Source organism: Sporomusa rhizae, from assembly GCF_041428845.1.
Classification (GTDB): Bacteria; Bacillota; Negativicutes; order Sporomusales; family Sporomusaceae; genus Sporomusa; species Sporomusa rhizae.
Window position 1 is genome coordinate 4819852 of the sequence record NZ_CP156925.1, and the last position, 14094, is coordinate 4833945.

The window sequence follows — 14094 nt, forward strand, 5'->3', positions numbered from 1 at the left end:
AAAATGAAATTATCTCTTTACAAATACTAAACGTTCAGTTTATAATTAAAACATAAACTAAACTGTACGTTCAGTATTTATTTGGCCAAAAAAAATACTCCAACGCAAAAACAGATAAGGAAGGGATTTCGTATGAACAACTTACAAGTAAAAACCAGGCAAACTCCAAATTGGATAATCACTCTGTTAGCCGTAGCCTGCGGCGTAATTGTTGCCAATCTTTATTATGCACAGCCTTTAATTGGCCCTATCAGTGCCGATACCCATCTGCCGTTAGCATCGGCAGGCTTGATTGTCACCTTAACCCAAATCGGCTATGTGGCTGGTCTATTGTTTATTGTTCCCCTTAGTGATCTCATCGAGAACCGTCGGTTAATTGTAGCCACATTAGCAGTAGTTATCTGCTCCTTGGTTGTCGCCTCCTTGACGCATAGCGCAAACTTTTTTCTTATAACGGCGATATTTACCGGACTAGGTTCAGTGGCAGCGCAAATACTGGTGCCCTATGCCGCCCATCTGGCAGCTGAAGGACGCCAGGGCCAGGTAGTCGGCAACGTAATGAGCGGGTTATTGCTTGGTATCATGCTGGCCCGTCCGCTCGCCAGCTTTGTAACTGACCTGTGGGGTTGGCAGGCCGTCTTTATTCTCTCTGCGGCTATTACGGCCATAATGGCCGGGTTGCTCGCTTTCGCACTTCCCGAACGCAAACCCTCGCCTACTATGAATTATGGCGAATTGATCCGTTCCCTGTGGTTGCTGTTTACCACCAAGGCGATCTTACGCCGCCGCGCTTTCTATCAGGCTTGCCTGTTCGGTGCTTTCAGTCTGTTTTGGACGGTAAGTCCTCTCTGGCTCGCTCATCACTTTCATTTTTCGCAGCAGGGAATTGCCCTATTCGCTCTCGCCGGCGTGGCCGGCGCAATAGCCGCCCCCATTGCCGGCCGCTTGGCCGACAGGGGCTGGACCAAACGGTTAACAGGTTTGGTCATTGTCATTGCCGCTCTATCGTTTTTGATTACCCATCTGGCTACAGATGCTTCCGCACTGTCTTTAGCTCTACTGGTTGTTGCCGCCATTGCCCTGGATATGGCGGTATCCGGCAATCTTGTACTCGGTCAGCGTGCGATTTATTCGCTGGGAAATGAAATACGAGGACGCGTAAACGGAGTATTCATGGCCGTCTTCTTTATCGGCGGCGCGATCGGGTCGGCACTGGGAGGCTGGGCCTACGCTTCCGGCGGCTGGATGTTGGCCTCCATTCTTGGATTAAGTATGCCGGTTATTGCCTTGTTATATTATTTCACGGAAAAAAACGTTTGATAGAAACACGCAGTTCCAGCAGTCTATTCTATTACTGTTTCAATGAGTTCAAAAGATTAATGATCATGGCGGCTACACCACCAGCAATCAGCGGCCCAATCGCCAGCCCGTTCAAAAAGCAAACACCGCCGATGGTACCAATAATCAGAGCGGTCGTAGCCTCGGGCGATGCTTTCAAAAAATACAGGCCTTGCGTTGCTACCCAAGATACAATCATCCCCACAATAATGGCAACCAGACCGGCTTGGGTTTTGAAAGCAACCATCATATCAACTATGGATACCCGGCCCAGCGCTAAAGGCGTTAGCACCACCATGGTTAAAATCGTGATTCCAATATCCAGTCCATGGTTTTCAATACTGGAAATCCAGGTTGTCAACCCCAAAAATTTCATTACCAGAAGCACCGCAACCGCCAAGGATACCGATTGGTTATTGCCAATAACGGCTAACACAAGAATAACGACCAGCGGCATATTGTCCCAGTTCATTCGATTCACATCCTACATCAATGGAATTCTACGGCTAAGGTAAGCCTGTACTATTATTCTAGCATCTGGAAATAGTATTTACTACCGATGCTAAAGAAAAACGGCAGCCACCTAATACTAAGTGGCTGCCGTACCTTAACCCATAATTATGGAATAAAATCTACACAATCAACGATAATTCCCAGCAATACAATCATAACAAGCAGTACCTTGTAAAGCGGCCATAGCTCTCCCAGGTCAATTCGAATCATCTCTTTGTATACCCAGTTTTTGATATATACCATAGTACCGCCTCCTCATAATGGCGGTACTCCTCGTCACCGCCAAATAATCTTGTTATTCTGCGGATATCTTTCTATATATAATATCGTTAAAATACCAAAAAAGTTTAGCCCAGCATACGAGGTATTTGCTATTTGCCTTTACACTCCAGTTTCGTTAGCTTTTTTACTACGCTTCTCGTGGTTAAAGCCACTTCTTCTGCTCCTCAATAAAATCTGGGTAAAAGTATATACTAACCACAAGCAGTACGATAAAAAAGTTAATTAATGGGGGATTTTCCGTGAGCAATCAAACAATTTTGTCATCCATATTCATCCTTTCATGGCTCTCGCTTCTTTTTATGAAAAAAGAGGATATCAAGCGGTTCTTCCCTGTTGGTCTATTTGCCACAGTTACGAGCGCAATGATTTCGAAACAGGTATCACGTTTGGCTGGTGGGTATATTCAGTAAAGCTTTATCCTCTCCAGAGCGTCCCCTATCTATATGGTCCCATACCAGTAGCCACCATGTGGCTTTTCAAATTTACTCATGGGAGATTTTGGTTGTATATAGGTGTCGATTTTTTATTAAATTTGCTCTATACCCTAGGATTTGAATATTATTTTCTAGGCAGCAGAGGCGTAATTCAATTTCAAAATGTTAGTGCCATGCTGGACGTTTTTATGACCACCGCACTAGGCGTTATAATATACGCTTATCAGATATGGCAAGAAGGTATTTTTGTTCGGTCTGAGGCAACACACTCCTCCAGGTCATTAAGTTTACAACCCGCTTTGAAACCATTCAATAACGAAGAGGATACCGACAAATAAAAAGAATTACTTTTTTTTCGGAGGATTCGACGATTATTTAGAGAACCGGTAATGTAAGGAGGAATGCTGCCATGAAAAAGATTCTTCTTGCCCTTATGTTTACCCTTATGTTTACCATGATAACCAACGTATGCTTCGCCCAAGTCATATACACCGTTACCGACAACGGTTTTACTAAGAATCTGCTAACTGAAGCATTAAAAGCAAAAGTAACATCGAAAAATGATCAGGAATCGCTTTTCGAAATGACGTATACCTTAGTGTGCGTACCAGACAAAGAATCTTTAGCTAAAATAAGAAACCAAACGTTCGATAACAAAATATCCTTTGAAAAACAAACATTCACATTCAAATGTTCTTATTACACAAATAGCAACCAATGGAATCAGGATGCCTCCCTTTGGCTAAATGGCATCGAGTTTTGGGGAGACTTTCCGGAAAGATGCCTCTATGAATCTCATGGAAACATTCCGGGGGGAGCCTATTATGGAGACAGCTCCGAAGCTAGTGTTAACAGGAATATGGTTACCGCTGCTTATAATTATGTAATTATAAATAAATTAATAGAATATCCATGAATACCAAAAAGCGCTACTGAGCACGTGCAAATAATGGCTTGAAAAGATTTGCGGGTTAAAGCATAGAACTAAAGAAACCGTCCAATTGGACGGTTTCTTTAGTTCTTACCTTGCTTTGAACATTTTGTGGTACCTATTGAGCACTTCATCAAGCTGCTTACTCAGTCGCACTACTTCCAAATCGGAAACGCCTTTTTCAGTAGCCAACCTATTTAGCATATGACGAAGATACTCAATTTGACGTAGAATTTCGTCAAATTCTTTCATATTTTCCCCTCCTTCCCTAGTAAAGAATAACTTATCAGGAAATATTTAGGGAATTAGGCAATAAAAAAAAAGAGCCCGTAGGCTCTATTTATTAATCCTTTTCTTCAATATGTTCTTTCTCAGCGGCCCCATACCTTATAAAACGCCTCTATCACCCGCTCTGCATTGTCTGGTGAATTAACTGTCACGAAAATCGTATCATTCCCGGCGACACAGCCGACGATATCCGAACAAGTCACACTAGCCAGCAGCCTGGCCACCACCTTGGCTGAACCTGGCAGCACTTTGCAGACAATCATGGTTCCGCTGTAGTCAAACGATAATAGGAAATTCTTCAGTATTCGCTTGCGGTTTTGCAAAAGTAACAGCTGGGCCCTGGATGGAATGGCAGAACAACCGCCGCTGTCAACCGTTGGCTTACGGCACAATGCGGGTGCCGCTCTTTCCCGTTAAGGCCTCATTCGCCTTTTCCAGCGAAGTAATGATAGCCATTCGTCCCGGCTGGGAGGTAACGAATTTTACCCCGGCCCTCACTTTGGGCAGCATGCTGCCGGCGGCAAATTGTCCGTCGGTAATATACCGTTCGGCTTCTTGTACCGTGATTTGATTAAGATCCTGTTGCTCCGGCTTGCCGTAATGAAGAGAGACCTTTTCGACGGCCGTCAAGATGATGAGTCCGTCGGCCCCCAGATCCTCCGCCAGTCGTTCGGCGGCGAGATCTTTATCAATCACCGCCGCAACTCCTGCTAACGTATGATTTTCGGTTTCGACCACCGGGATGCCGCCACCGCCTACGGTAATAACGATTTGTTCATGGCCAACCAGCTCTTGAATGGTTGCCAATTCCACAATTCGCTTAGGTTCCGGCGAGGCTACCACGCGGCGATACCCGCGACCGGAATCTTCGACCAGGATATAGCCCTGTTCCTTTTTAAGAGCTTCCGCTTCCTCCTGGGTATAAAAAGGGCCGATCGGTTTGGTTGGGTTTTGGAACCCTGCATCCTGTGGATCGACCACCACCTGCGTCAGCAATGTGGCCACTGGCTTATCGATGTGCCGCCTCTTCAATTCTTCCTGAAGGGCCTGCTGAATGTGATAGCCAATCAGGCCCTGACTCATAGCCCCGCACACATCAAACGGCATGGGCGGTGTTACCGGTTTGGCATACTCGTTTTGCAGTACCAGTCGTCCCACTTGTGGTCCATTGCCATGCACAATCACGATCTGATGACCGCTTGCGATCAAATCGGCTAAATGTGTAACCGTAGCTTTCACAGTGCATAACTGCGCCTCAGCCGTCGCCGGTTTGCCGTCTGCTTGCAGGGCATTCCCCCCTAAAGCAACTACCAGTTTCATGTTGCTTCTCTCCTCTCTTTACTCCATTAACTCAAATTGCCTGTTGCCATCATGCCCAGCGCAACGACTCCCGCTGCAAAAAAGACCAAGGCAATGACTTTCTCATAGCCGGCAAATACGCGTTCCTGCTTTTCCTGCTTAACTTGGGCAAATACCGCAATACCTGCCGCATAGAGGATAGTAACAAGCAGTATATACTTGAGCCCAGCGGCATACACCAGCCAAGCCGCATAACCACTCGACAGGATCGCGCAAACGAGATCCCGCGTTCTCCCTGCCGGATTGGTGTCATAGGTTTCTCCACCAGCCGCCAACTTCCACGCATACAGCCCGCTAAACAAGTACGGAATCAATATCGCGGAGCTGGCGATAGAGTACAGGGCCTGATAGGTACTGCTGGAAACCAGGGTGATGACAAGAGCGCTTTGTACCAGCACATTGGTCAGGGTGAGCGAAATAACCGGCGCCCCCTGCTTGTTTTCCCGGGCAAAACACTTCGGCATAACCCCATCCCGGGCCGCCACAAACGGAATCTCCGCCGCCAGAATTGACCAGCCCAGTAGGGCGCCGAACAGGGAAATCACCAGACCGGCATTGATAACCGTCGCTCCCCAGGGGCCGACAATGGCTTCCAGTACATAGGCCGTCGAGGGCGTATCCAGTCCTGCCAAATCGGCCTGCTTCATCACGCCCAAGGACAGTACCGACACCAGTACATAAATCACCAGCGTGCCAATGAGTCCGATCACTGTGGCTTTTCCCACATCCCGCCGGTGTTTGGCCCGACCGGAAATCACCACCGCGCCTTCAATCCCGATGAACACCCACAGGGTGACAAGCATAGTACTCTTTACCTGATCGGCCACACTGCCAAGTGTAGTATCAGCCTGTCCCCAGATATCCAGCGTAAAAATATCGACGGTAAACGATACAAACACGATAATCAAAAACAGGAATATCGGCACCAGTTTGGCTACCGTGGTCAGGACGTTTACGAACGCTGCCTGCTTGACACCACGCAAAATCAACATCTGGATGGTCCAGATCAAAACTGAGGCGCAGACAATTGACACCGCATTATTTCCCTTGCCGAAAACAGGGAAAAAGTATCCTAACGCCCCGAACATCATAACCGCATAGGACACATTACCCAGCAAAGCGCTCAGCCAGTAGCCCCAGGCGGCATTAAACCCGATATAATCGCCAAAACCTGCTTTGGCATAACTGTACACGCCGCCGTTCAAATCGGGTTTGCGCGTCGCCAGATTCTGATAGACGAACGCCAGCGCGATCATGCCAATGCCGGTAATCACCCAGCCGATGAGAATGGCGCCGACACCTGCCCCTTTGGCCATGTCTGTCGGCAGCGAAAACACGCCGCCGCCGATCATCGAGCCAATCACCAGTCCGATCAACGCGACAACACCCAGCTTTTTATCTTCTTCCATACCAAACCTCTCCCTTTGTTCAGAATGGTTATTCTCCCAAGGTGGCCACCATGACGGCTTTTATGGTGTGCATTCTATTTTCGGCTTCATCAAACACCACCGAGTGCTGGCCTTCAAACACTTCGTCGGTCACTTCCATCGCCGTTAACCCAAACTTGTTATAAATGTCTTGTCCGGTGGTGGTCTTGAGATCATGAAACGCCGGCAGGCAATGCTCAAAGATCACGTTGGCATTGCCGGTCAGGGCCAGCATCCCACAGTTCACCTGATACGGTTTCAATAACTTGATCCGCTGTTCCCAGACAGCCTCCGGTTCGCCCATGGATACCCAGACATCGGTATAGAGCACATCGGCCTTGGCAACACCGTCCGCAATGTCGTCGGTAATAGTAATCCTGGCGCCGGTGCTGGCTGCCACTTGGCGGCATTGTTCCACTAAATCGGCTGCCGGGAACAGCTCCTCGGGCGATACGATGCGGAAATCCATCCCCATCTTGGCCGCCCCGATCATCAGCGCATTGGCGACATTATTCCGGCCATCGCCTACATAGACGAACACCATCTGGTGGTAGGGTTTATTCAGATGTTCCTGGGCGGTCAGAAAGTCGGCCAGCACTTGGGTCGGATGATCGGCATCAGTAAGGCCGTTCCAAACCGGCACACCGGAATAGGCGGCCAGCTCTTCGACAATGCTTTGGTCAAAGCCCCGGTATTCGATGCCGTCATACATCCTGCCGAGAACTCTGGCCGTGTCGGCGATGGATTCCTTCTTCCCCATCTGGCTGCCGGTCGGGCCCAGATAAGTCACATGCGCCCCCTGGTCGAGCGCTGCCACTTCAAAGGAACAGCGCGTCCGGGTGGAATCTTTTTCGAACAAAATGACGATATTTTTCCCTTTCAGCTTCTGCTGCTCGGTTCCGGTATATTTCACGCGTTTTAACTCTTTCGCCAGCTCCAGCAGATAAGTAATTTCTTTGGGTGAAAAATCCAGTAAGGTTAAAAAACTGCGATTGCGTAAATTAAAGGCCATGGTTTCTCTCTCCTCTACCCTGTTGTCTTTTATCCGATGACTAACCCGCTCTAAGACTCCCTCTTCTCCAAGCGGGAGTATACCCCTACGAGCCCAGGCGAGCGGCTAAGTCTACTTTATAAATGATCGCGCACCAGCGGCATGCTCATGCAGCGCGGGCCGCCCCGCCCCCGGGATAGTTCCGACGAGGGAATGACATGTAGTTTGATGCCGTGCTCTTCCAAGATCCGGTTGGTCACATGGTTCCGCGCATAAACAACCACTTCACCCGGCGCAATCGCCAACGTGTTGGCTCCATCGTTCCACTGCTCCCGGGCGGCATGAATCTTATCGCCGCTGCCGCAGCGGATCAAGGTCACCTTGCGCTCCAGATATTTTTCCAGAATGTCTTCCAGCTTGAGATTGAGCTTCTCAATCTTAATCCGCACTTCACCGGTGCGCGGCAGGTACTTGCTCATCTCGTACACCGTCAGGGGGCCTTCAATCTCGGAATGAATGGTAAATTTATCAGTATCCACCATGGTGAACACGGTATCGAGATGCATAAACGCTCTGGAAGCAGGAATATGAAACGCCAGAACGGTCTCAAAGCTGGTATCAGCCGCGAACAGCTTGCGGCATACTTTTTCCACCGACGCCGAGTCCGTCCGCTGCGAAATGCCTATAGCCAGTACCTTTTCACTTAAAATGAGTTCATCGCCGCCTTCGAGTGCGGTCGTTTCATTCCGGTCAAACCATAACGGAATGTTGGCAGACGAAAAGTGCGGGTGATGCTTAAAAATGTATTCAGCAAAGATGGTTTCCCGGTTGCGCGTCTGGGTCCGCATATGGTTGAGTGTTATGCCGCTGCCAATAGTGGCAAACGGGTCGCGGGTAAAATACAAATTGGGCATGGGATCACAGACAAACGGATAGAAATCGTTGACCTGCTCAAATAGCGAATGTCCCCGATAACGGGCCAGTTCTTCCCGGCGAACCCCGGCCATCATCTTATCAATCATTTCCTGCTTGGGTAGTCCTAAGAAATAGTCGGTCAGCGCGTAGCTTAAATTCTCATTCTCAATCCCGGCTTCGGCGATAAACTGGCGAATGAATGTTTCTTTGACCGCTGCATCGGTCAGCGCTTCGGCCGCCAGTTGTTCCAGATACAAAACTTCTACGCCATTGTCAGTTAAAGCCTGAGCAAAGATATCATGTTCCTGTCTCGCCACTTCCAAATAGGGAATGTCATCGAATAACAACCGCCCTAACAGGTCGGGCGTTAAATTCTCCACTTCCTGCCCTGGCCGGTGCAACAACACCGATCGCAGCCGTCCGATTTCTGAAGTTACATGAAGACAGCTTGAGGCTGTCTCGCTTTTTCTTACTGCCTGTTCCATAGTTACCTTCCTTTCTTTTGGGGATAAGTGTAGGTGCAAAACCTAGGTTTCGATTGGTCAAAGCTTTTGCCATGGGATATTCTCTTACATTTTGTCGGAATAAAGTTGAAGATTATGGAAATGACTACTGGTATAATTTAGGTAAGAAGACTCTTGTATAGCGATAACAAACTGTGCTTCGACTGCACGTCTTATCATTGCAATGATGAATAAATCTCCTTAACAAGTATCTAAAGTTTTTAGAGACGTTTCGTCTCTTCCATCGGCAAAAAAAATTTCATCGACTCTTACTCCATAGTAGTGGGAAATTCGTTTTGCAATTGCGAGAGATGGGTTTCTCTCTCCACGTTCAATTTTTCCAAGCATTTGCGGAGTAATATTGATATTGTGCGCAATTTCGCTTAATGATTTCTTTCCCCGAAGCTTCCGCAAAGCTGATCTGACTTCCAATTTTACCTCCCCCTTTCGGAAAAACGACAGAGACGTTTTGTCTCATTGATTTAAATTATATCCGAAACATTTTGTCTCGTCAATAGGCTTAGAAACTATTTGTCTCATTTGCTGTTTGAAACGTTTAGTTTCTTTTATAATGAAAGCGAGGTGTTTATTTTGGATAATAATGAATCGCATAAACGCACTATATTCGCCAAGAGATTAACCTATTTAAGAAAGAAAAATGGTTATACACAAGAATCGTTTGCCGAAAAAGCAGGATTTTCTCGTGGCAGATACGCAAATTATGAGCAAGGTCGCCGCGAACCTGATTTTGAAATTGTAAAAACATTTGCCGATATCCTAAACTGTACTACCGATTATTTGCTTGGCAATAGCGATTCAAAGAGTTTAAAGTCCAATACCTCCAGTCAAATTAATTATCAAATTCCGCAACAAGGCCCCAAAGATTTAATTAAATTCTTAGAGGAACCAGAAATTCATTACGGCAATAAAATATTGACTGAAGAAGATAAGGCCAAAATCAAAGCATCGCTTGATATTATATTTTGGGACACAAAACAAAAAACAGACGAAAAAAATCGTAAATGATTTTTTTCGTCTGTTTTTTTATTAATTTGCTTATCGTTCTCGCTTACATCCGTTTTGGAACCTCAATTCCCAATATGGCTAGGGACTGCCGAAGTACGACCAGGACGGCTTGAGATAGTTGCAACCATGACGCTTGACGGCTTAGGTCAGTCTCAGTCAAAATACGGTGATTATGATAGAACCGAGAATATGCTGAGGCTAATTTATAAAGGTAATCGCACAAATAGTTTAGTGCTCGCTGTTCAAAAGCAGCTAGAATAACATCGGGGAACTCTACCAGTCTCAATAAAATCTGCTGTTCATCCTCACTAGACGGAGGCAAGAGATCACCACCGGTACACAAGCCCCTAGTTTCCGCTTTTTCCAGCAGGGAATTAATCCGAACAGCCATATACAAATGATACGGGCCAGTACATCCTTCAAAGACCGAAAACCGCTCTAGGTCGAATTGATAATCTTTTAGCCGGTGATTCATCAGATCTGCAAATTTCAATGTGGCCACCCCGATCTGTTGAGCCATAGCCACTAGTTGCTCCGGTTCGGCAGAAGCAAGTTCAGAGTTCTTCACCCGTTCCATAGCCTTATCTGTAATCATCGTAATCAAATCTTTTAACTTCATTACGCCACCAGAACGGGTTTTAAAAGGACGGCCATCAGGACCGTTCATAGTACCGAAGCCGATATGCTCCATTGTCAGAGTTTCAGGAGCTATTTTTGTCTTATAAGCACTCCGGAAGACCTGCTCAAAATGGTCAGCTTGGCGCTTATCTACTACATAGAGAATGAGATTTGGGCTATAATCCTGCACCCGTTGCATAATAGTAGCCAAATCCGTGGTGCCATAGAGAATCGCGCCATCAGACTTCCGTAGGATTAACGGTGGTAGTTCCTTGGTATCGCCCGTCTCAGTAACTCCAATCACTAACGCGCCTTCGCTCTCTGTAGCGAAACCGGCCGACTGTAATTGTTCGAGCATCTCCTCAATTAATGGCTGAGTATCACTCTCACCCAGCCAAAGATCAAAGTGTATATTTAAGCGATCATAATCGCTCCTTAAGTCGACGACTGATACATTGTAGATATGCTGCCAAAGGGCTTGATAGCCTTTCCGGCCTTTTTGAAGCTCAAAGGTAGCTTGTCTCGCCGCCTCTAATATCTGGTCATCGGTTTTGGCGCGCTGGCTAACCGCCGGATAAATCTCTTCCAAATCTGAGATTGTAAAAGGTGGTTCTTGAGGGTAGGGACCGGTAACCATTGGATCAAAATACGGGAGATCCGGCTGCCGGCGCTCTAGTTCAGAAATGATCATCCCCATCTGCAGTCCCCAATCACCCAAATGAATATCGCCAACAACCGTATGTCCGATAAATCTGGCCAATCGTTTCAAACATTCACCGATAATTGCCGAACGCAGATGGCCGACATGCAGAGGCTTTGCAATGTTAGCCCCACCATAATCGACTACAATCGTCTGTGGCTCAACTACCGTAGGACAGCCAAGTTTTTTGTCCTCAACCATCCTCATGACATACTGAACTAAGTAATCATCCGCTAGTTTAATGTTAATAAAGCCCGGTCCAGCAATAGAAACTTCCTCAAAGATATTATTATGGGCTACTCTTTGAACTATTCTCTCTGCCAAAGCTCTCGGATTATGTCCAATCTGTTTGGCAGCTGCAAGTGCTCCGTTGCATTGAAACTGCGAAAGATCTGGGCGATCCGAAGGAGTTACCTTGCCATAATTCGGGGTAAAGCCATGTTCGACAAAGGCGTCACCGAAGATCATCGATAGCTCCTGAGTTAAACTGTTCATGCATATCACTTCCAGATTTTATTAAATGTGTTAATTCTATCAAATGAAGCTTTAAATGTCAAAGACAAAATAATCGTTGAAGTCAAAGGCATCGGACTCGGTTGCCATGACTCGACCTGTAAGACATTTACCTATTTGGTAAATAAAGTAACATAATGCAGGTATATTCAGCGAAACTATCTCTATATACTGGGACAAGGGTGAGACTGGAGGGCATAGGGACATGGGTATTTTTTTACCTGTCATTTATATTAAAGACATTTAATTGAAAGCATAAAAATGCTGTTGGCAAATCAAGCCAACAGCATTTTTTAGTTAGGATGGGGAGGATTTACACTTGACTTCCATACTGAATTCGTTATACATGTGATATTGTACCTGATATACTTTACTTTTTTCATCCCAAGTAACCGTTTCTACAATTACACTTGGTATACAAGAGTTTCGTATCCACGCTCATGCATCTGACTTAAAATAAATTGGGCTTCAGCATTACCATTCATTGCTTGCTTTTCAAAATTCACTTTTGCCTTTACAAACCATTTTGTTGCTTGCATATGGTCAAGGAGGGACAAGGGGACAGGTTCATTGTCCCTTCACAAAGCTAGAAGTTGACAATAGGGACATTCTTTTTTTTGTCACTTTACTTTAAGAGCATTTAGGTGCCAAAACTGGAACGTCCCTTAGTGTCAACCTCTTCTTCATAATTATTTTCCATTGTATTTCTCTATCTCCCATATAACTACCCGCCCGGGTTCTGCTTCCACCAGAACCCGTTCTTCATGCTGAAACCCCAAACTACTCAACCACTTGCCTTCCAGCCGAATATACGGTATCAATTTCTTGTCTCGATAAATACCGCTTACCAAATTCAACCGGTATATTTTTCTCTGCTCTTCCATTTCTATATTCCCTCCAAGATTCCAGACCGCCCGCGGACAACATTGTCCGCGAGTAGCCTGTTTTTTCTGGAGGAATTGAAAATCGCATGCTAGGCTTACTACCTACACATGCGACTTGATTTCTACGTTTGCATATTCCTATGCGTTTTCCATTGCATGCAACTGAACAGCCCGTACCACAGCAACAACCTATTATAACCGAACATACCTTTGCTTGTGCTTCAGGAAATAATTGGTTATAATTAATATTGTCGTCGTGGACAGGAAACTGTTACGTGTAGGTGGGCGTTTCACCCGCGCGTGCCTGGAAGTGTTCGTTGCACTTTCAGGTCGCGACGATTTTCAATTGCCATCCATTTCTAAGTATAGTATATTTAGGAAATTTTTCAAGGGTATTTGACGAAAAATCATTCGACAAAACAATAATATAGATTGGAAAATTCCTATTGATGGAGCGCCATAAGTCTCACGTATGGTGCGAAACAAGGGAACAAAAAAGCTTACGAAGTAATAACTTCGCAAGCTTTTTTGTTGTTTGGTGGAGATAAGCGGGACTAAACCGCTGGCCGCTTGATTGCCATTCAAGCGCTCTCCCAGCTGAGCTAGCCATATCTGCATCATCCACTAGTTCGTTCTATATAACTTGAAACCCTATTGCTTTCCTACATACCTTAAAAGCAATTTGGACAGGGGTTCGATGAGGAGAGCCGTGACCTTGCAAATCCACTCTAATACACAATTAAAGAACATGTCGAAGACTCTTACTACACCTTATCGTTTAATAAAACCATGTGTATATGGTCTTCCCATTTTTCATTTATCTTTAAATATTTATATGCTACCCCTTCATTGTAAAAACCTAATTTCTCAACTACTCGTAAAGATCTTTTATTTTTGGGCATAATATTGGCTTCAATCCTGTGCAATCCATGTTCATTAAACATAATTTCAGTTCCTTTTTGAATTGCCTCTGTTATGTAACCTTTATTAATTTCATCTCTATCTAATTTATAACCAAGATAACTTGATAAAAATACACCTTTTACTATGTTAGTAAAGGCTATAGAACCTAATATTCTGTGCTTATCTTGCTTTTTAAATATCCATAATATCAATGAATTATTATTTTTAATATCTGTTAACGCTTTATCTAATTGCTCTTCCTGATATTGCTTTGTATAAAATTCTTCACTCCTCACAGGTTCCCACTCTTCTAAAAAAGACTTGTTTCTTAAATAATAATCAACAACCATTTCTGCATAAGATTTGTCTAAGACTTTTAACAAAAGTCTTTCAGTTTCATAAATTGTTTGCACTAAAATCACTCTCCAAATTTATCTGAATGAGTCAGGTGACGGTTCTGAGTATTCCG

The 14094-nt window shown here is 45.4% G+C and carries 17 protein-coding genes; 5 read left to right on the forward strand and 12 right to left on the reverse strand.

All coding sequences use genetic code 11. From position 1 onward, the window contains the following. Nucleotides 1–132 precede the first annotated feature (132 nt). Complete coding sequence (locus tag SRRS_RS22520; RefSeq protein ID WP_371363649.1) at nucleotides 133–1320, forward strand: MFS transporter; 1188 nt, start codon at nucleotides 133–135, stop codon at nucleotides 1318–1320. Between the two features lie 31 nt (nucleotides 1321–1351). Here the strand turns inward: SRRS_RS22520 and SRRS_RS22525 are convergent, their stop codons facing one another. Both SRRS_RS22525 and SRRS_RS22530 read right to left on the reverse strand, forming a co-directional pair. Beyond that, nucleotides 1352–1810 carry a DUF441 domain-containing protein gene (locus SRRS_RS22525; RefSeq protein ID WP_371363650.1) on the reverse strand — a complete coding sequence of 153 codons (459 nt, stop codon included), beginning with the start codon at nucleotides 1808–1810 and terminating at the stop codon, nucleotides 1352–1354. Nucleotides 1811–1956: 146 nt separating this feature from the next. Further along, complete coding sequence (locus tag SRRS_RS22530) at nucleotides 1957–2094, reverse strand: hypothetical protein (protein ID WP_371363651.1); 138 nt, start codon at nucleotides 2092–2094, stop codon at nucleotides 1957–1959. 278 nt (nucleotides 2095–2372) lie between these two features. Here SRRS_RS22530 and SRRS_RS22535 point away from each other — a divergent pair, with 278 nt between their 5' ends. The 3 genes from SRRS_RS22535 (at nucleotide 2373) to SRRS_RS22545 (ending at nucleotide 3483) form a co-directional block, all read left to right on the forward strand. Beyond that, nucleotides 2373–2543, forward strand: coding sequence for a hypothetical protein (locus tag SRRS_RS22535; protein WP_371363653.1), 171 nt, complete (start codon nucleotides 2373–2375; stop codon nucleotides 2541–2543). 92 nt (nucleotides 2544–2635) lie between these two features. Next, nucleotides 2636–2905: a hypothetical protein gene (locus tag SRRS_RS22540; RefSeq protein WP_371363654.1), complete on the forward strand. Its 270-nt coding sequence runs from the start codon at nucleotides 2636–2638 to the stop codon at nucleotides 2903–2905. Nucleotides 2906–2976: 71 nt separating this feature from the next. Continuing rightward, the gene (locus SRRS_RS22545; protein ID WP_371363655.1) at nucleotides 2977–3483 is read left to right on the forward strand and encodes a hypothetical protein; all 507 of its coding nucleotides are present in this window, start codon (nucleotides 2977–2979) and stop codon (nucleotides 3481–3483) included. 105 nt (nucleotides 3484–3588) lie between these two features. On the opposite strand, the gene SRRS_RS22550 is transcribed toward SRRS_RS22545, so the two are convergent. The 7 genes from SRRS_RS22550 to SRRS_RS22580 all read right to left on the reverse strand — a co-directional run bounded on the left by SRRS_RS22550 (nucleotide 3589) and on the right by SRRS_RS22580 (nucleotide 9413). Continuing rightward, nucleotides 3589–3750: an aspartyl-phosphate phosphatase Spo0E family protein gene (locus SRRS_RS22550; RefSeq protein ID WP_371363656.1), complete on the reverse strand. Its 162-nt coding sequence runs from the start codon at nucleotides 3748–3750 to the stop codon at nucleotides 3589–3591. Between the two features lie 119 nt (nucleotides 3751–3869). After that, nucleotides 3870–4178 carry a hypothetical protein gene (locus SRRS_RS22555; RefSeq protein ID WP_371363657.1) on the reverse strand — a complete coding sequence of 103 codons (309 nt, stop codon included), beginning with the start codon at nucleotides 4176–4178 and terminating at the stop codon, nucleotides 3870–3872. Beyond that, a complete protein-coding gene (gene arcC / locus SRRS_RS22560) occupies nucleotides 4168–5106 on the reverse strand; it encodes a carbamate kinase (protein WP_371363658.1) in 939 nt (312 codons plus the stop codon). The genes SRRS_RS22555 and arcC overlap by 11 nt, the downstream gene beginning before the upstream one ends. Nucleotides 5107–5132: 26 nt before the next feature. After that, on the reverse strand, nucleotides 5133–6554 hold the full coding sequence (gene arcD / locus SRRS_RS22565) for an arginine-ornithine antiporter (RefSeq protein ID WP_371363659.1): 1422 nt from the start codon (nucleotides 6552–6554) through the stop codon (nucleotides 5133–5135). 28 nt (nucleotides 6555–6582) lie between these two features. Then, entirely contained in the window at nucleotides 6583–7584 is a 1002-nt protein-coding gene (gene argF, locus SRRS_RS22570; protein WP_371363660.1) for an ornithine carbamoyltransferase, read from the reverse strand. A gap of 116 nt (nucleotides 7585–7700) precedes the next feature. Then, nucleotides 7701–8963 (reverse strand): arginine deiminase, encoded by a 1263-nt coding sequence (gene arcA, locus SRRS_RS22575; RefSeq protein ID WP_371363661.1) that lies wholly within the window; start codon nucleotides 8961–8963, stop codon nucleotides 7701–7703. Nucleotides 8964–9182: 219 nt separating this feature from the next. After that, entirely contained in the window at nucleotides 9183–9413 is a 231-nt protein-coding gene (locus SRRS_RS22580; RefSeq protein ID WP_371363662.1) for a helix-turn-helix transcriptional regulator, read from the reverse strand. Nucleotides 9414–9572: 159 nt separating this feature from the next. Between SRRS_RS22580 and SRRS_RS22585 the strand changes: the two genes are divergently transcribed. Next, nucleotides 9573–10007, forward strand: a complete 435-nt coding sequence (locus SRRS_RS22585; protein ID WP_371363663.1) for a helix-turn-helix domain-containing protein — start codon at nucleotides 9573–9575, stop codon at nucleotides 10005–10007. A gap of 43 nt (nucleotides 10008–10050) precedes the next feature. Here SRRS_RS22585 and argS read toward each other — a convergent pair whose 3' ends face one another. The 3 genes from argS to SRRS_RS22600 form a co-directional block, all read right to left on the reverse strand. After that, a complete protein-coding gene (gene argS / locus SRRS_RS22590) occupies nucleotides 10051–11820 on the reverse strand; it encodes an arginine--tRNA ligase (protein WP_371363664.1) in 1770 nt (589 codons plus the stop codon). 707 nt (nucleotides 11821–12527) lie between these two features. Further along, nucleotides 12528–12722: a SymE family type I addiction module toxin gene (locus SRRS_RS22595; RefSeq protein ID WP_371363665.1), complete on the reverse strand. Its 195-nt coding sequence runs from the start codon at nucleotides 12720–12722 to the stop codon at nucleotides 12528–12530. 764 nt (nucleotides 12723–13486) lie between these two features. Beyond that, nucleotides 13487–14038, reverse strand: a complete 552-nt coding sequence (locus SRRS_RS22600) for a GNAT family N-acetyltransferase (RefSeq protein WP_371363666.1) — start codon at nucleotides 14036–14038, stop codon at nucleotides 13487–13489. Between the last annotated feature and the right edge of the window lie 56 nt (nucleotides 14039–14094).